This is a genomic window from bacterium, assembly GCA_035308905.1.
In the GTDB taxonomy this organism is placed as follows: Bacteria; Sysuimicrobiota; Sysuimicrobiia; order Sysuimicrobiales; family Segetimicrobiaceae; genus DASSJF01.
This window is the reverse complement of the sequence record DATGFS010000026.1, coordinates 36,327-53,213: the sequence shown is the minus strand read 5'-3', so window position 1 is coordinate 53,213 and position 16,887 is coordinate 36,327. Positions and strand designations below refer to the sequence as shown.

General features: G+C 69.4%; 19 protein-coding genes. 11 read left to right on the top strand and 8 right to left on the bottom strand.

The features are described from left to right. Position 1 precedes the first annotated feature (1 nt). Together VKT83_07460 and VKT83_07455 are read right to left on the bottom strand one after the other, a co-directional pair. The gene (locus VKT83_07460) at positions 2-790 is read right to left on the bottom strand and encodes an aspartate dehydrogenase (GenBank protein HLY22290.1); all 789 of its coding nucleotides are present in this window, start codon (positions 788-790) and stop codon (positions 2-4) included. A gap of 33 nt (positions 791-823) precedes the next feature. Further along, entirely contained in the window at positions 824-1,267 is a 444-nt protein-coding gene (locus VKT83_07455; GenBank protein HLY22289.1) for an OsmC family protein, read from the bottom strand. A 91-nt stretch (positions 1,268-1,358) separates the two neighbouring features. Between VKT83_07455 and VKT83_07450 the strand changes: the two genes are divergently transcribed. Further along, positions 1,359-1,799 (top strand): TfoX/Sxy family protein, encoded by a 441-nt coding sequence (locus VKT83_07450; GenBank protein ID HLY22288.1) that lies wholly within the window; start codon positions 1,359-1,361, stop codon positions 1,797-1,799. A 14-nt stretch (positions 1,800-1,813) separates the two neighbouring features. Here the strand turns inward: VKT83_07450 and VKT83_07445 are convergent, their stop codons facing one another. The 3 genes from VKT83_07445 to VKT83_07435 form a co-directional block, all read right to left on the bottom strand. Beyond that, a complete protein-coding gene (locus VKT83_07445; protein HLY22287.1) occupies positions 1,814-2,989 on the bottom strand; it encodes a phosphodiester glycosidase family protein in 1,176 nt (391 codons plus the stop codon). A gap of 172 nt (positions 2,990-3,161) precedes the next feature. Then, complete coding sequence (locus VKT83_07440) at positions 3,162-3,557, bottom strand: RidA family protein (GenBank protein ID HLY22286.1); 396 nt, start codon at positions 3,555-3,557, stop codon at positions 3,162-3,164. Beyond that, positions 3,554-4,300 (bottom strand): alpha/beta fold hydrolase, encoded by a 747-nt coding sequence (locus VKT83_07435; protein ID HLY22285.1) that lies wholly within the window; start codon positions 4,298-4,300, stop codon positions 3,554-3,556. The genes VKT83_07440 and VKT83_07435 overlap by 4 nt, the downstream gene beginning before the upstream one ends. Positions 4,301-4,419: 119 nt before the next feature. Here VKT83_07435 and VKT83_07430 point away from each other — a divergent pair, with 119 nt between their 5' ends. The 4 genes from VKT83_07430 to VKT83_07415 are packed head-to-tail and all read left to right on the top strand — an operon-like array spanning position 4,420 to position 8,301. Further along, positions 4,420-5,175 (top strand): SIS domain-containing protein, encoded by a 756-nt coding sequence (locus VKT83_07430; GenBank protein ID HLY22284.1) that lies wholly within the window; start codon positions 4,420-4,422, stop codon positions 5,173-5,175. A gap of 12 nt (positions 5,176-5,187) precedes the next feature. After that, positions 5,188-6,501 carry an extracellular solute-binding protein gene (locus VKT83_07425; protein ID HLY22283.1) on the top strand — a complete coding sequence of 438 codons (1,314 nt, stop codon included), beginning with the start codon at positions 5,188-5,190 and terminating at the stop codon, positions 6,499-6,501. 22 nt (positions 6,502-6,523) lie between these two features. After that, positions 6,524-7,483 (top strand): sugar ABC transporter permease, encoded by a 960-nt coding sequence (locus tag VKT83_07420; GenBank protein HLY22282.1) that lies wholly within the window; start codon positions 6,524-6,526, stop codon positions 7,481-7,483. Beyond that, on the top strand, positions 7,480-8,301 hold the full coding sequence (locus tag VKT83_07415) for a carbohydrate ABC transporter permease (GenBank protein HLY22281.1): 822 nt from the start codon (positions 7,480-7,482) through the stop codon (positions 8,299-8,301). The genes VKT83_07420 and VKT83_07415 overlap by 4 nt, the downstream gene beginning before the upstream one ends. On the opposite strand, the gene VKT83_07410 is transcribed toward VKT83_07415, so the two are convergent. After that, entirely contained in the window at positions 8,285-9,448 is a 1,164-nt protein-coding gene (locus tag VKT83_07410) for an amidohydrolase family protein (GenBank protein ID HLY22280.1), read from the bottom strand. The genes VKT83_07415 and VKT83_07410 overlap by 17 nt on opposite strands. Positions 9,449-9,489: 41 nt before the next feature. On the opposite strand from VKT83_07410, the gene VKT83_07405 reads away from it, so the two are divergent. Genes VKT83_07405 through VKT83_07380 form a run of 6 tightly spaced genes read left to right on the top strand, consistent with a single transcriptional unit; the run spans position 9,490 to position 15,103 of the window. Then, complete coding sequence (locus tag VKT83_07405; GenBank protein HLY22279.1) at positions 9,490-10,779, top strand: neutral/alkaline non-lysosomal ceramidase N-terminal domain-containing protein; 1,290 nt, start codon at positions 9,490-9,492, stop codon at positions 10,777-10,779. After that, positions 10,776-11,543 carry a glucosamine-6-phosphate deaminase gene (locus tag VKT83_07400; GenBank protein ID HLY22278.1) on the top strand — a complete coding sequence of 256 codons (768 nt, stop codon included), beginning with the start codon at positions 10,776-10,778 and terminating at the stop codon, positions 11,541-11,543. Before VKT83_07405 ends, VKT83_07400 begins: the two co-directional genes overlap by 4 nt. A 17-nt stretch (positions 11,544-11,560) precedes the next feature. Beyond that, the gene (locus tag VKT83_07395; protein ID HLY22277.1) at positions 11,561-12,169 is read left to right on the top strand and encodes an urea carboxylase-associated family protein; all 609 of its coding nucleotides are present in this window, start codon (positions 11,561-11,563) and stop codon (positions 12,167-12,169) included. Between the two features lie 23 nt (positions 12,170-12,192). Beyond that, positions 12,193-13,365: a Xaa-Pro peptidase family protein gene (locus VKT83_07390; protein HLY22276.1), complete on the top strand. Its 1,173-nt coding sequence runs from the start codon at positions 12,193-12,195 to the stop codon at positions 13,363-13,365. Then, entirely contained in the window at positions 13,350-14,648 is a 1,299-nt protein-coding gene (locus tag VKT83_07385; protein ID HLY22275.1) for a D-amino acid dehydrogenase, read from the top strand. Before VKT83_07390 ends, VKT83_07385 begins: the two co-directional genes overlap by 16 nt. A 14-nt stretch (positions 14,649-14,662) precedes the next feature. Then, positions 14,663-15,103: a hypothetical protein gene (locus tag VKT83_07380; GenBank protein HLY22274.1), complete on the top strand. Its 441-nt coding sequence runs from the start codon at positions 14,663-14,665 to the stop codon at positions 15,101-15,103. Positions 15,104-15,155: 52 nt separating this feature from the next. Here VKT83_07380 and VKT83_07375 read toward each other — a convergent pair whose 3' ends face one another. Both VKT83_07375 and VKT83_07370 read right to left on the bottom strand, forming a co-directional pair. Then, positions 15,156-15,566 carry a RidA family protein gene (locus tag VKT83_07375; GenBank protein HLY22273.1) on the bottom strand — a complete coding sequence of 137 codons (411 nt, stop codon included), beginning with the start codon at positions 15,564-15,566 and terminating at the stop codon, positions 15,156-15,158. Between the two features lie 2 nt (positions 15,567-15,568). Next, a complete protein-coding gene (locus VKT83_07370; GenBank protein ID HLY22272.1) occupies positions 15,569-16,813 on the bottom strand; it encodes an ammonium transporter in 1,245 nt (414 codons plus the stop codon). Between the last annotated feature and the right edge of the window lie 74 nt (positions 16,814-16,887).

Here is a 16,887-nt window from a genome sequence, read left to right as displayed (position 1 = left end):
GCTACCCCGCGCGGAGCGGCGACGCCAGCCGCTTGATCGTCGCTAGGATCGACATCGCGGTCAGGACCCCTGTCCGCGGGTTTGCGCTCGGCCGGTTCTCGATGTGAACCGTGAAGCGCCCGAAGTCCCCCGCGACTTCCACGTCGTGCATGTTGCGGTCGAGCGACGGGTCGGCGATGATGCGGACCCGCGTCCGGTCGGGGCCGATGCCCGCGAGGCTGACCGCCGCGGACACGTTGACGTTGGCCGGGAAACCGCGACACGCGTCGCGTGCGCTCCCCTCGAACACGACCCTCGGCTCGATCAGGCCGCTGAGGTCGATGTCGTTGGCCTCGAGGTACGGCGCGCCCACGAGCCCGCGCGGCGGCTTGCGGGTCGTCATCGTCACCGACTCGACCGCGCCCATCGCCGCCGCGGAGATGGCGTCGAGCCCGCCGATCGCGCCGGAGACGACGTGGAGCGTCCCGCCGTGGCGGCGCGCAAGAGCGGCATAGCGCTCCGGATCCGCGACCAGCGCGCCGACGCTCGCGACCAGGAGGACCTTGCCGGCGCCGAGCGCCGCCGTCGCGATCTCATCGAACGCCGCGGCCGGAGCGGCCTCGACGACGACCTCGGAGCGGCGGACATTTTCATCGAGCGGGACGACCGGCGGCACGCGGCGGAGCAGCGCCTGTGCCGCGTCCCGGGCCTTCTCGAGATCACGGCTGGAGATGGCCGCGAGGGCCGCGCCCCGCACCCCCCGGTCGAGGCCGGCCGCGACGCCCCGGCCGATCGCACCGAACCCGACGATCCCGACGTGCCTGATGGGATCCAGCCGGAGACCCTACTTCTCCAGCGTCGCCTGCACGCTCAGCTGGACGTTGCCCTTGAGCGCCTGGGAAATGGGGCAGCCGTCCTTCGCCGCCTCGGCCGCCTTCCGGAATGCGTCCTGGTCGATCCCCGACACGCGACCCCGCACGGTCAGGGCGCTCGAGACGACCTTGAAGCCGTCGCCGACGCGGTCGAACGTCACCTGGGCGCTCACCTCGAGACGGGTCGGCGGGGTCTTCGCGTTCGCCAAACCAAACGACAGGGCCATCGCAAAACAGCTCGCGTGGGCCGCGGCGACCAGCTCTTCGGGGCTCGTCCGGCCGCCCGGCGCCTCGGTGCGTGAGACCCAGCTCACCGGCAGCTCCTTGAAGACTCCGCTCGACCCGGCCGACACCACACCGGATCCGGAGAGCAGGTCTCCTTGCCAAACCGCATCAGCGCGTCGAACCGCGGGCATTTAGGACCCCCTTTGGACCTTGGATTGCTTCATTATAGTAGATGGAGCCGCGGTGGATGGAGCGGCGCAGGCAGACCGCCGGAGGTGCCCGATGGCGATGAAGTGGCGCAAGTCTCCCGAGGCGCTGGTCCGGACGTTCGATGCGATCGTCCCGGACGATCCTCGGGTCGAGCGCCGGAAGATGTTCGGCTATCCGGCCGCGTTCGTCGGGGGCAACCTGTTCATGTCGCTGTTCCAGGATTCGCTGGTGCTGCGGCTGCCGGAAGACGACCGCGTGTCCTTCCTACGGATCGACGGATCGGCGGCGTTCGAACCGATGCCGGGCCGGCCGATGCGCGAATATGTCGTCGCGCCTCCCGCGTTGGTCGCGCGCCCCAGGTCCCTCGCGTCCTGGATCGAGCGGTCGCTGGCGTATGCTCAGTCGATCCCACCGAAGGCCGCCAAGCGCAGCGCATCCAGGGCGCCGGCGACGCGCCGCGCACCCACAGCGGCGAAGCGCGCCGCCGCGCAACGCGCCGCGAAACGGAAGTAGCCGGGTGGCGCGGCCTAGCGCGACTTCGCGGACGGCCTGCTGAAGATGATCAGGGCGTTGGCCACCGCGCGCTCGTGGCCATCGGACGGCGAGTTGACGACGACGGGCGCGGGACGGCCCGGGAGGCGCAGGGCCATCGTGACCGACCCGCCGCTGTCGAACTCCATCGCCTGAGAGGCGCCGAGCCACCGCATGTACGCCGCGAGCTGGGGCTGCGTGAGGCCCACGCTCAGATGGGGCTGCCGGCCGTCGACGGCGACGAGCAGCATCGTCTTCCCGTCCCCGGAGACGCCCACCGCGGAGACGGGGTTGGGCTTGTCGCGCTCCCGAGGCACCGGATTGTACGGATCGTCGACGAGCCGCCCGTTCTGCACGAGGAGCGGTCCTCCGCCCAGGACCGTCGCGAACGCCCGCCAGTCGGGGGCCGTTTGCAGTCCGACGTCGATCGCCATGCCGGCTTTGATGCTGCGGAGCAGCCAGTCCGAAGTCTCGCCGCGGCCGACCAGAAGAATCTCGCGCTTGGGAAACGGCGCGTAAAAGGCCTGCTGGGGCCAGACCTGCCTGACCGTGTACCGCGCCGCGGAGTCCTCCGACGCACCCGCGGGAGACAACTCTACCACCGTTTGGCGGGTCCCCGGATCCGGGACGGGCGCGCCGTACCCGCGCACGTTCGAGAGCACGGTGATCCCGCGGGGAGCGATGCCGGTGTTGAACCCGGCGATCCAGTACGTCTGGTCGATCTCCGGAACGGCGATCGACGCCGCCCACCGGAAATGCGCGATCCGGGCGCTGCCGTCTCGGCCGATCGCGAGCGCCGTCCACCCGGAGGGGCTCCGCAGCAGCCGCCCGTCCTTGACCATGATGTTGAGCGGCATCCCCGAATCGCCGATGTCGAAGAAATCGCCGTTGACGGCCGCGATGGCGCCGTTCCAGTGCGTCATCATCGACGAGACCGTCTCGTCGCCGCTGATGAGCTGGTTGTTGGCGAGCGCGGTGCTCAGGCGCACCGACGGATTGTCGAGGTCGACCCGCAGCTGGTGGATGTTGAGCGGGCCGTCGGACGTGCGAAGCGTGTAATGAGCGTACGAGATGCCGGGGGCGATTCGGGTCGAGGAACCGTGGGAGACCTGGACGGCGGGCCAGAACGGAGGCGAGCCCGCCACCCCCGCCTCCGCCGTGAACAGCAGCACCACCGCAGCCGACAGCCAACCAAACGCGGAGACGCGAAAACGACACCGACGACGCATAGACGCTAAGGCGTGATGTGCCTTCCCCCGTGATGAGCGCCGCGGCCGGGCGGCCGGGGCGTTTGTGGCGAACCTTATCTAGTACGGAACAGCGGCCCGGATCGGTTCCGCACGCCTAATGCCCAAGATAGGCCGTGCAGGTGACCTCGACCAGCAGATCCGGATGGATGAGGGCGGCGACCTGCACGAGCGTGCTGGCCGGCCGGTGCTCGCCGAAGTATCGGATCCGGACGGGGTTGATGCGCACCCGGTCGTCCATGTTCGTGAGATGGATGAGCACGCTCGTGATCCGCGAGGCATCGGCGCCCACGTGGGCCAGAACCTTTGCGATGTGCTCGAAGATCTGCTCCGTCTGCCGGGCGGCGTCGCCCGCGCCGACGACCCGGCCGTCGCGGTCCATCGCCACGATGCCCGAGACGTAGAGGATGTCCCCCGCCCGGACCGCGTCGCAGTAATGGCTCACCGGCGCCGGCAGCACGCCTTCGAGACGGATCCGCTCGATCCCGGTCATCGCGCGCCCATCTCCATCCAGTCGACCAGCGCCCGCGCCACGTGCCCCGGCTGCTCGAGCGCCGTCAGGTGGCCGGCGTCGGGAACGGTGACGAGCCGCGCGCCCGGGATGCCGTCCGCGATCTCGGCCGCGCGGTCCGGCGACGTCGCCTCGTCTTTGTCGCCGACGAGGACCAGCGTCGGGCAGCGGATGGCCGCGAGACCGGGGCGCGAGTCCGGACGCGTCATGATCGCCGTGATCTGCCGCACAAACGCGTCGGGGCCCGTGTCCTCCGCCATGCCCTGCACGATCGCCCGCAGCGTCACGTCGGTGCGGCGGGAGGGGTGCACCCATGACAGGAACAGCGGCTCGATCACCTCCGCGAAGCGGCCCTCGCAGGCGAGCGCGATCATGGCGCGGCGGCGCTCGCCCTGTTCGGGCAGATCCGCACGCGCGGACGTGTCGAGCAAGGCCAACCGGGCTACCCGGTCGGGCGCGGCGCGCATGACTTCAAACGCCGTGTAGCCGCCCATCGACAGTCCGACCAGGGCGAAGCGCGGCGGCGCCGCCGCAAGCAGGCGCCGCGCGATCCCCGCGACGCTGTCGTCGCGCGTGTGGTCGGCGACGGTGACCGGGCCGAACCGCCAGAGCGCCGAGAGCTGTTCCGCGTAGAGGCGCGGCGTGCAGAGCAGGCCGGGGATGAGCACGGTCGGCAGCGCGTCGGCCGGCCGCGCGGACTTGGATGAGGCCGCGGGGGGAGTCATGCGCTCCTCTTGGTTCAGGGGCCGTCAAAACCCTGTGTGGTCTGCAGGGGAAGGGGTTCGGGATCGCCGAAGCCGGAACATGGAGCGCCGTTCCCGACGCGCAGGGGAGGTGTCGGCTCGTGTCGGTGACCCAGCGGTTCCTCGAGCGCGTGCGAGAGTATCACGACCGCATCGCCCGCGAGGAGGCCGACCGCATCGCCGCCGCGGCGCGCCTCATCGCGGACTGCATCGGCGGCGGCGGCCTGGTCCACGTCATCGGTCCCGGCGGGCACTCCATGCTCGCGGCGGAAGAGTGCTTCTACCGGGCCGGCGGGTTCGTGCCGATCGATGCGATCCTCGACGACGGATTCTGGCTCGGCTCCGGCGCCGCCCGGTCCACGCGCATCGAGCGCACGCCCGGCTACACGAAGGCGATCCTCGACGGCTATCAGCTGCGGCGCGGCGAGGTCTTGATGATCGTCAACGCCTACGGCGTCAACGCCGCGACGATCGACGCGGCCGGCGAAGGCCGCGCGCGCGGACTCACGACGATCGGCGTGACGTCGGTCGAGCATTCGCGCAGCCTTCCCCGCGACCACCCGGCCCGGCATCCCAGCGGCCGCAACCTGTTCGAGGTCGTGGACGTCTACGTCGATACCAAGGTGCCCGTCGGCGACGGCGTGCTGCGCCTCCCGGGCTTGGACGAGCCGGTCGGGCCGATCTCGACGCTGAACAACGCCTTCGCGCTCAACGCAATGCTGCTTGAAGCGATGGCCCTGCTGCTCGGCCGGGGGCAGACGCCGCCGATCTGGCGGAGCGCGAACTCGCCTGGGGGGGACGAGTTCAACCGGCGCTACTTCGAAGAGTACGGCACGCGCATTCGCAGGCTGCTCTAAAGGAGGATGAGGATGCAAAGAACCTGGCAGCAGGCACGCTGGCTGGGACTGGCCCTGGCGGTGGCCGTGGCGGCGCTTGGAGGCGCGGCCGCGCCCGGCGGCGCGGCGCCGTCGATCAACCTCGCGATCTGGAGCGGATATCCGGAGCTTCAGCCCGTCTACCAGGCGGCCGCCGACGCGTATGACCGGGCTCACCCCAACGTCCACACGACGGTGCTGGTGACGCAGCTGCGGGACTACGAGCGCAAGCTGGCGGCGTCCATCCCGTCCGGCACCGCGGGCGACATCCTGGAAGTGGACGACGCCACGGTGTTCCGCTACATCGACGCGGGGCTGATCGCCAAAGCGCCGCCGGACATGGCCCAGTACGTCCGCGGCCGCGGCTTCGGCACTGCGTCGCAGCAGCACGCCACGGTCGGATCGGACGTCTACGGCGTGCCGTGGTTCGCGGGGATCGGCGCCCTCTTCTACAACACTGACATGTTCAAGGAGGCGGGGATCTCCGGGCCGCCGCGGACGATGGACGAGCTCGCGGCGGACGCGAAGAAACTGGTCAAGACCGACGCGCAGGGCCGCGTTACCCGGAGCGGGATCAGCCTCCGCCTCTTCGGCGCCGGCAGCGGCGTTGCCGAGAAGTTCACCATCCTGATGTGGCCGCGCGGCGGGGAGATCCTCACCCGCAACGCGCAGGGCAAGTACAAGGCCGGATACGCGAACGACGCCGGGGCCGCCACGCTCAAGATGTACCTCGACGCCCTGTACGTGAACAAAGTCGACAGCTTCGACATCAAGCACGACGCCGAGGCGTTCGAGCTCGGGCAGACGGCGATGTTCGCGCGCGAGTCCTGGGTCGTCGGGGACGCGGCGAAGAACGCGCCCGCCCTCAAGTACATGGCGGCGCCGCTGCCGCGCGACAAGCGGTGGGGCACGATCTTCAACCCCGTGAACCTCTATGTCCCGCAGTCGTCGAAGAACGCGGCGGCCGCCTGGGATTTCATCAAGTTCCTGACCCAGGCACAGTACGAGCGCCAGATGCTCGAGCAGGTCGGCTGGATCCCGCTGCGCCAAGACGTCAACTACGATCCGGTGCTGGTGAAGATCCCACAGTATCGCGCGTTCCTGTTCCAGAACAAGGACTTCGTGTACTGGTCGATGCCGTCGATCAAAGATTTCGACGAGATCGAGACCAAGCTGGCGGACCGGCTGGTGGCCGCGTACCGGGATAAGAGCCTGACCGGCAATCCGGGCGCCATCGCACGGATCCTGCGCACCTGGGCGGACGAGACGAACACCATTCTCAAGCGGGACGGGCTCTACGGCGAGTAACGGACCGGACCGCTCGACAGACGTGGGAGCGCCGCGCACCGCCGCGGCGCTCCCGCCGCATTCCCCGGCCGGCGCACGCGCCGCCTCGCGCCCACGCCTCAGCCGCGTCGTCCTCGGCCGGTACGCCTTCTGCTACGCGATGCTGCTGGTCCCCGCGGCCTTCTTCGTCCTCTTCCGCGTGATCCCGATCGTCCAGACGCTGCGCCTGTCCGTGTTCAGCTGGGACCTGATCTCCCGCGTCAAACCCTTCGTCGGCCTGGAGAACTTCAGCGCGCTGCTCGCCGACTCGAACTTCCGCCTGGCGCTGTCCAATACGACCGTGTTCGCGGTCGTGACGGTCGTCGCCGGCGTGGCGCTGGCGCTCGTCGTGGCGCTGCCGCTGGCCCGGCGCCTGCGCTTCGAGGGCGCCTATCAGTTCATCTACTTCCTGCCGTTCATCACGCCGACCGTACCCGAGGCCGTGGTCTGGAAGTGGATCTACGACGCGCGGTACGGCATCCTCAACTACGCCCTCTCGTTCGTGGGGATCCAGCCCGTGGGGTGGCTGCTCGAGCCCCGGACCACGCTCTGGGCCGTGATCATCATGTCGGTCTGGAAGACGCTCGGCTACAACATGGTCCTGTTCATCATCGGCCTGCGCGCGATCCCGGCCGAATACACCGAGGCGGGCCTGATCGACGGCGCGACGGGGTGGCGGTTCTTCCGCTACCTCACGCTGCCGCTGCTGATGCCGACGGTGCTGCTGGTGACGGTGATCTCGACGATCGGCGCGTACAACGTCTTCACGCAGGTGTACGTGATGGCCGCGGACATCCAGGGCTCGCCCGGCAGCGTGGTGCGCGTGCTCATCTACGACATCTTCGAGAACGCCTTCCGGTTCTACCGGATGGGGTACGCCTCGGCGGAGGCCACGGTCTTCTTCGCCATCGTGCTGCTGCTCACGCTGGCGCAGTTTCGGGTCCTGCGCGGCGGCGCCGAATGAGCGCGCGCGTGCAGGCGGGCCTGACCCACGCGCTCCTGATCGTCTGGGCGGCGGTCATGATCTTCCCGTTTCTCTGGATGCTGGCCACGTCGCTCAAACCGGCGCCGGAGATCCTGGCGTTTCCGCCGCACCTCCTGCCGCGCGCCCCGACCGTGCTCAACTACGTGCGGGCGTTCCAGACGGCCCCCTTCGGCCGGTTCTTCCTGAACAGCCTCATCGTCGCCGCGCTCTCCACGGCGGTGATCGTGGCCACGTCGACGGTCGCGGGGTACGTGTTCGGGAAGTTCCGCTTCCCCGGCGACACCGCGATCTTCATGCTGTTCCTCGCGACGGCGATCCTGCCGCTCGAGACCTACATGGTCCCGCTGTACCTGACGATGCGGGACTGGCACTGGATCAACAGCTACCCGGGCCTCGTCGCGCCGTATCTCGTGATGAGCTTCGGTGTCTTCATCATGCGGCAGTACTTCCGCACGGCGCTCCCCGACGAGCTGCTGGACGCGGCGCGTATCGACGGCGCGTCCGAGTGGCGGATCTTCCTGCGCATCGCCGTCCCCGCCGCCAGTTCGGCGATGGCGGCCGTGGCCATCTTCGCCGCCATCCAGGCGTGGACGGGCTTCATCTGGCCGCTCATCATCGCGAGCTCGCAGGACATGTACACAATGGAAGTCGGGCTGGCGTTCTTCCAGCAGCGCTTCACGATCGACTACGGCGCCATCACCGCCGGCGCGACGGTCAGCGCCGTGCCGATCATCGCCGTGTTTCTCTTCTTCCGGCGGCACATCACCGAGGGCATCGCCTTCACCGGCTTCCGTTAGCGTAGACGACCGCGCCGTCCACCACGGTCTGGACGATCCGCGGCGGGCCGTCGCCGGGCGACCACCGGGCCAGCACGAGGTCGGCGGCATTGCCGGGAACGAGCGACCCGAGATCCTGACGGCCGAGCAGCATCGCGGGCTGCCGCGACGCCATGGCCACGGCCTCCGCGACCCCGACATCGGCGAAGCGCACGGCGTTGGCCACCGCGCCGGCCAGGTTCAACGCGGATCCCGCGAGATACCCGCTGTTGCCGAGGCGGACCTTGCCGCCGGGGGTCAGCTCCACCGGACTGCCGAGAAATTCGTATCGACCGGGCGGCTGATCCGCGAGCCAGATCGCATCGCTGATCAGGACGCACCGCGCGGGGCCCTTCGCCCGGATCATCACCTTGACGACCTCGGGCGGCAAATGGTGACCGTCGACGATGAGGCTCGCGGACAGGACGTCTTCCGCCAGCTGCGCCCAAATGTAGTTCGGATGCCGCGGCAGCGTCGCGTGCGCGCCGTTCCCAAGATGCGTGGACAGCCTGACGCCGGCCGCGACCGCGGCTCGGATGTCGTCCGGCGTGGCGGCGGTGTGACCGATCGCGGGGACGATGCCGGCCCGCGACAGACGCTCGATCAACTCCATCGCGCCGGGCCGCTCGGGCGCAAGCGTGAACACCCGGATCCGGCCGCCGGCCGCCCTTTGGAACGTCTCGACCTCCCGCCAGTCGGGCGCGCGGACGTGGGCCGCGGGATGGGCGCCGCGCGGACCGTCCTCGGGCGAGATGTAAGGTCCCTCGACGTGCACGCCGACCACCGCCCGGCCGACCCAGTCCATCTCGTCGCAGGCCTGCGCCACCGCGCGCAGCGCCGCCGTCATCTGCTCGTGACTCGCCGTGCAGATCGTGGGGCAAAAGCGCGTCACGCCGTGGCGCCAGAGCGACCGCGCCACCCCGGCCACCGCCTCCGGCGTCGGGTCGGCGGCGTTGAGATCGTGCCCGCCGAAGCCGTTGACCTGGAGGTCGATGAACCCGGGAAACACCCACAGATCGGCCGGCGCGGACGCGCGATCGGCGGGTCGCACGCTTTCGATGCGCCCGCCGGAGACGGCCACGGTCATGGGCCGTCCGAATGCGTCGTTGCCGGTGATCGCGAGGTCCACGGCCCGCCTCCGTGTGCAGTGTATAATGGCGACGCATGTGGGTGGGAGCCGCAAAAACCGTGATCACCCCTCCGCCGGGCGCCGGCCTCGCGGGGTTCGCGGCGCGCGAGAGCGGCGCGCGCGGGGTCCACGACGATCTATACGCTCGGGCGCTCGTCCTGGAAGACGGCGGGGAACGGGCGGCGTTGATCCTCTGCGACCTGTGCGAGCTCGACGGGCCGTTCGTCGCGCGGGTGCGGCGGCGCGTGGAGGAGGCCTGCGGCATTCCGCGGGCGGCGGTCATGGTGGCCGCGACCCACACCCACGGCGCCCCGGCGACGATCGCCCTCTGCTGCGCGCCGCCCGATCCGCGCTGGCTCGGGACGCTGGAGCATGGCGCGGCGGCCGTGGCGGCGGAGGCCTGCCGGAACCTCGAGCCGGCGGACGCGGCCGTGGGGTGCGGCCGGGAAGCCTCGGTCGGACGAAACCGGAGGCGGCCCGACGGGCCGGTCGATCCGACCGTCACCGTGGTGCGATTCGACCGCGTCGATACCGCCCCGGCTTCGCTCGTGCACTACGCCTGCCACCCGACCGTGCTCGGCCCCGACAACGTCCTCGTGACGCGCGACTACGTCGGGTTTACGGTCGACGCGGTGGAACGGGTTACCGACGGCTGGGGCGCGTTTGCGAACGGCGCGTGCGGCGACATCAACGTGGGACACTCGGCCGGTCAGACGGCGCTCGGTCTGCCGACGCCGGGCCGGACGTTCGAGCGCGCGGAGGCGCTCGGCCTCCGGCTGGCCGTGGAAGCGATCCGGGCGTCGCGCGACGCCCGCCCGGTCCGCGGACCGCTCGCCACGCGACGGCGTGCGGTCACGGTGCCGGTGCGATCGCTCCCCGAGCCGGAGGCGCGTTCGACGGTCCTCGCGCAGCGCCGACACGTCGAGTCGCTCGTGACCGCGGGCGCGGCCGCCGACGCGACGGCCGAGGCGCGGCTGGAGCTCTTTTACGCGGAGTCGGCCCTGCGGTGGGCGGAGCGCGACGCGGGGCCCACTGAAGAGACCGAAGTGCAGGCGATGGCGATCGGCGACCTGGCGCTCATCGCGCTGCCGGGCGAGTTCTTCGCCGAGTCGGGACAGCGCCTGCGCGACCGGTCCCCCTTTCCGCATACGGTAGTCATGGGGTACGCGAATGGCTGCCTCGGCTACGTTCCTCCGGCATCCGCGTTTGAGGAGGGTGGCTACGAAACGCGCCTGTCCCCGTGGAGCCGCGTCGCGCCGGACGCCGAGGCCGCGATCCTCGAGGCGGCCGGCGGAATCCTCGACGAACTCCGCAACGCCACATCTCCATGACACCCGCCCGCAGCCTGCGGGTGGAGCGGCTCGCCGTGCAGATCTACCGCACCCGGGATGAGATGGGGCAGGCTGCCGCGGCCGGCGCCGCCGCCACGCTGCGAACGGCGATCGACGTCCGCGGCGAGGCGCGCGCGCTGTTTGCCTCGGCGCCGTCCCAGATCGAGTTTCTGCACACGCTCGCCGAGACGCGCGAGATCGACTGGAGCCGCGTCACGGCGTTTCACGTCGACGAGTACCTCCGGCTCCCGGCCGGCGCGCCGCAGGCGTTCGGGCAGTTTCTGCGCGAGCATCTCTTCGACCGTGTTCGGCCCGGCCGAGTGTGGCTTCTCGACGGAAACGCGGCCGACGTCGCCGGGGAGATCGCCCGCTACACGGGCCTGCTCCGGGAGGCGCCCGTCGACCTCGCCTGCATTGGAGTCGGCGAGAACGGGCACATCGCGTTCAACGAACCCGGCGACACGGACTTCGACGACCCCGCGCTGCTCCGGGTCGTCGCGCTCGACGAGCGGTCGCGGCTGCAGCAGGTGCACGACGGCTGCTTCGAGGCGCTCGCGGCGGTGCCGAAGGAAGCGATCACGCTGACCGTACCGGCGATCGTGCGGGCCGGCAGGATCGTCTGCGTGGTGCCGGGCCCCACCAAACGCGAGGCGCTCAGGGTGATGCTGCGCGGGCCGGTCTCGACGCGGTGCCCCGCGTCGGTGCTGCGCCGCCACCCAGAGGCGGTGCTGTACGCCGACGTCGAATCGGCATCCGAGGTCTGACCGTTCGGGGGGCGCGTGTGACCGGGGAACGCTTTGAGGTACGGCAGGTCGTTCCGCCGCGGGGCGGCTTCGCCTTTCTTATCAAGCGCGCGCAGCGGTTTCGCATCACCGATCTCGAAGGCCGGCAGGTCAGCGATCTCGTCGTTTTCTCGACTGACGACCCCACCGAGCGCCTCTCCCAGGGAAACACCCGCAAGCTGAACAACACGTGGCTGCTCTCGACGGGACACCGGCTCTACAGCACCAAGTGCCGGCCGCTGCTCACGATTGTGGCGGACACGGTCGGCCGTCACGACCTTCAGTCGTCGGCGTGCAGCCCGTACGACTATCCGATCCGCTTCGGCATCACGGATCATCCCAGCTGTCTCGCGATCCTCCGCGGAGTGCTCGAGGCGCACGGCATTCCGGAGCATCTGATTCCCGACCCCTTCAACGTCTTCATGAACACCGAGGTCGCAGAAACCGGCCAAATAGAAGTCCGGGCTCCGCTCTCCAAGGCGGGCGACTACATCGAGTTTCAGGCGGACATGGACTGCCTGGTCGCGATGACCGCCTGCCCGCAAGACCAGAACGCGTGCAACGGGTACCACATTACGCCGGTCCAGCTGGACGTCTTTACGGCATAGAGGCCTGCTCGGCGGAGGACAGCGTGCACCAACGCGACGGATTCGCGCACGGTTTCGAGACGGTCGAGTTCGAGCGGCGGCTCGCCCGCGCGCAGACGATCATGCGCAGGCACAAGTTCGACGCGCTCCTCTGCACGACACCGGCGAACATCCGCTATTTCACCGGCTTCGACACGATGTTCTGGGAGAGCCCGACGCGGCCGTGGTTTGTGGTAGTCCCGGCGGCCGGGGATCCAATCGCGGTGATCCCGGAAGTCGGCGGGCCCGTGATGGCGCGGACGTGGGTGAAAGACATCCGGACGTGGCCTGCTCCTCGTCCGGAAGACGACGGAACCACGCTGCTCGCGGCGGCGCTGTCCGGGACCCCGCGGCGGTTCGGCCGCATCGGGGCCGAGCTCGGCCGGGAGATGGCGCTGCGGATGCCCGTGGCGCAGTTCATCGAGCTGCGGTCTCGCGTATCGCCGGAACTGGCGGACGGCGCTCCGTGCATTTGGGAGATCCGGATGGTCAAGACCGAGGCGGAGATCGATCGCATCCGCCGGATCTGCGGGATCGCCGGTCAGGCCTACGAAGCGCTGCCCGCCGGCGTCCACATCGGTGATTCCGAGCGGGACGCCTGCCGGCGCCTGCGCGCGGACCTGACCGAGCGGGGCGCCGACGCGATCCCCTACCTCGCAGGCGCCTCCGGGCCCGGCGGGGTGCCGGAGATCATCGGAAGCCCTCGCGACCGCCGCCTGGAGGGCGGAGACCTGCTCTTCATCGATACCGGCTCGACCTGCGACGGCTACTTCTGTGACTTCGACCGGAACTACGCGGTCGGGGCCGCGCCGGACGCGGCCAGGCGCGCACACGAGATCGTGTGGGATGCCACGGAGGCGGGGATCAAGGCGGCGCGTCCGGGCGCCACGACCGAAGACGTCTGGCGGAGCATGGCGGACGTGCTCTCGGGAGGCGGCACGCTTGAGAACAACGTCGGACGGCTGGGGCACGGCCTCGGGCTCCAACTCACCGAGCCGCCGTCGAATATGCCCGGCGACCGCACCATTCTACAGGCCGGAATGGTGCTGACGATCGAACCCGGCATGGAGTACGCGCCCGGGAAGATGATCGTCCACGAGGAGGACGTCGCCATCACGGCCGACGGCTGCGAACTGCTGACCCCGCGCGCGCCCCGCGAACTGTGGAGCATACGATGAAGATCCTGGTCCTCGGCGGCGGCGTCATCGGCATCACGACCGCGTACTATCTCGCGCGGGACGGGTGCGAGGTCACGGTCGTGGAGGAGCAGGACGGCGTCGGCCGCGAGGCCAGCGGCAGCAACGCCGGCATCCTCGCGGCCGGGCACGCCTTCGCGTGGGCGTCCCCGCGGGCGCCGCTGATGCTGCTGCGATCGCTCCTCGGCCAGCAGACCGCGATCCGGGTGCGCCTCACGCTGGATCCGCGCCTCTACGCGTGGGGCCTCTTGTTTCTTCGTGAATGCACCGCTGAGCGCGCGCGCCGCAACACCCTCGTCAAGCTGCGCTTGAGCCAGTACAGCCTGGCGGTCATGGCCGACCTCGTGCGCCGCGAGAACATCAGGTACCATGCCATCGCCCGCGGCGCGCTGTACCTATATCGCGACCCGCACGAGCTCGAGCTCGGCGTCGAAAAGATGCGCCTCTTGGCGGAGCACGGGCAGCGGCAAGAGGTCCTCGACCCGGCCGGCGTCGCAAGGCTCGACCCGGTCTTCGCGCGGGTCACGCACAAGATCGCCGGCGGGGTGCTCGATCTCGGCGACTCGAGCGGAGACTCGCAGCTGTTTACGGAAGAACTGGCCCGCGTTTGCCGTGAGCGGCTCGGCGTGACGTTTCATATGAGCACGCGCATACGGGCGCTTCGCGCGCACGGCAATCACGTCACCGCGGCGGTGACCGACCAGGGCGTGCTGACCGCGGACGCCTACGTGCTCGCACTCGGCGCCTGGAGTCCGATCGTCGCACGGACGATCGGCGTGGGCCTGCCGGTGTATCCCGCCAAGGGATACTCGTCGACGTTTCCGCTGCGCGCCGGGGCGCCGGCGCCCACCGTGCCCTGCGTCGACGAGCAGTGGCTCGTCGCGTGGTCCCGCATGGGCGACCGCCTGCGGCTGACCTCGACGGCCGAGTTCGCCGGCTACGACCGGGCCTGGAGCCCGCGGAACTTCGCGAACATCCGGCAGCTGGCCGGCGACCTCTTTCCCGACGCCGTCGACCTCAGCCGCGGAGAATACCGCTCGTGCCTGCGGCCGATGACGCCCGCCGGTCCCCCGTTTCTTGGACCCGGCCGGCACGAGAATCTGTTCTTCAACACGGGGCACGGCCACATGGGCTGGACGATGGCCTGCGGCTCGGGGCGGGTCGTGGCCGACCTGATTCTCGGGCGGGCGCCTGAGATCGACCCCGAAGGGCTCGTGCCGCGGCCCGCCGCCGGGGCGGCGCGGACCCGCGTCAAGGTCCCCTAGCTGGGAGGGAACTCATGAACCGAGGCATTGCGGTCGTCACACTTCTCGCGCTTGTTGCCGTCGGGGCGTTCTACGAACGCGCGGGCGGCGCGGCTGCGCCTTCAGCCGAACAGACGGCGGCCCTTCGGGCCATCGACGAGGCATCGGCCTCGCTGTCGCAGCTCGAGACGATTCATGCCAACACCGTGCAATTGAACAAGAAGATGTCCGCGCTGTACAACCAGCTCGGCGCGGCGATCACGAAGACCGGCAAGGTCGCCGCCGCCCCGGGCGCCACCACGGCACAGCTCGTGCAGGCGATCCAGCAAATGCAGGAGACGCAGATGAGCTTCAACCTGCAGTACCTGCAGCTTCAGCAACAGATGCAGAACGAAAACCGGCAGTTTACGGCGGTGAGCAATATCATGAAGACGAAACACGATACGGTGAAGAACACGATCAGCAACATCCGCTGACCGTACGCGTTATCGCGTGGGCGTCGGGCCCCGCCCAAGTGCGGCTACGACTTCAGTCGGGCACGACGGCGATCACGTCGATTTCGACCCGGCTGCTGACAGGGATGAGACCGGTCACCACCGTGGTCGTCGCCACCGGCTTGAAGTACCGCTCCAGGACCTTGTGGACCGCGTCAAAGTCCCCGGGGTGGGTCAGGTAGACGTTTCTTTTCACGACGTACTCGAACGAGGTCCCGGCGGTTTCCAGGATGGCCTTGATGTTCTCGAGGACCTGCACGGTCTGCGCTTCGATCGTGCCCATCTCGCCGATGGCCGCGCGATTCCGCAGGCCGTCCTGTCCCTGCGTCACCGCCACCTGGCCCGTGACGAAGACGAACCCGCCGGCCTTCGTTCCGTGGGCGGTGGTGCTGGAGTAGCCGCGTCCGACGCCGGGTGCGCTGAGGATCTCCACGCGTGTGGGCATTCTCAGACTCCGAGGGCGTAGGCCTTCTCGCCGTGGATCCCCACGTCGAGGCCCGCTTCCTCGGTCGCTTCGGACACCTTCACCGCGGTGATTCGCTCGATCAACCAGAGCATGCCGAGAGTGAACACAAACGCCCATACCGATGCGAGGGTGACGGCGCCCCACTGGACTAGGAAGAAGCGCGTACCGCCGCGCAGCAGCCCGTCGACGCCGCCCGAGGCCGCCGGGTTCCAAGCCGTCGAGGCAAACACCCCCAACAGGAAGATGCCAAGGTATCCCCCGACGCCGTGGACGCCCCACACATCCAAAGCATCGTCCCACTTCAGCTGGTTCTTTAACGCCACCGCGTAGTAACACACGACCCCGGAGACGATCCCGATCAGGGCCGCGGTCGCGGGCGAGACGAATCCCGCGGCCGGAGTGATGGTGGCGAGGCCGGCGACCGCGCCGGTCAGCAGTCCGAGAAAATGCGGCCGCCGGCTGATTGACCAGTCGATCACGAGCCACGCCACCGCGGCGAACGAGGCGGCGAGATCGGTGTTGAGGAACGCAACCGCCGTCACGGAATCCACCCGGAACTCGCTTCCCGCGTTGAACCCGTACCATCCGAACCAGAGCAGTCCGGTGCCGAGGGCCACGAGCGGGATGCTGTGCGGCCCCGTCTCCGGCACGCGGCGCCGGCCCACGTACAGCACCGAGGCGAGCGCGGCCATCCCGGCGATGTTGTGCACGACGATCCCGCCGGCGAAATCCTTGACGCCCCACATCGAGAGGAGCCCGCCGCCCCACACCATGTGGACGAACGGGAAATAGACCAGCAGCAGCCAGGCGGTCAGGAACAGCATGTACGCTTTGAAGGTGACCCGGTTCGTGAAGGCGCCGGTGATCAGCGCCGGGGTGATGATCGCGAACATCATCTGGTAGGCGCAAAAGACGATCATCGGAATGGTGTCGTTGGGAGAGGGTGTGGACAGCGTGATGCCCCGGAGAAAAGCCCAGTGGAAGTTGCCGATGACGCCGGCGATATCCGTGCCGGACTTCAGGTCGCCGCTGAAGCACATCGAGAATCCGCAGAGCCACCACAAGACGGTGGTCCAGCCCATCGACACGAAACTCTGAATCATGATGGCCAGGACGTTCTTGCGCCCCACGAGGCCGCCGTAGAAGAACGCCAGGCCGGGTGTCATCAGCATGACGAGGCTGGCACAGAGAATCATGAACCCGGTGTTTCCGGTATCGAGGTGCAGCACGGAACCGCCCCCCTTAGACGACGCTGTGCCGGCGCGAGTCAACGCACATTCAGAACGTCCGGGCATGCAAA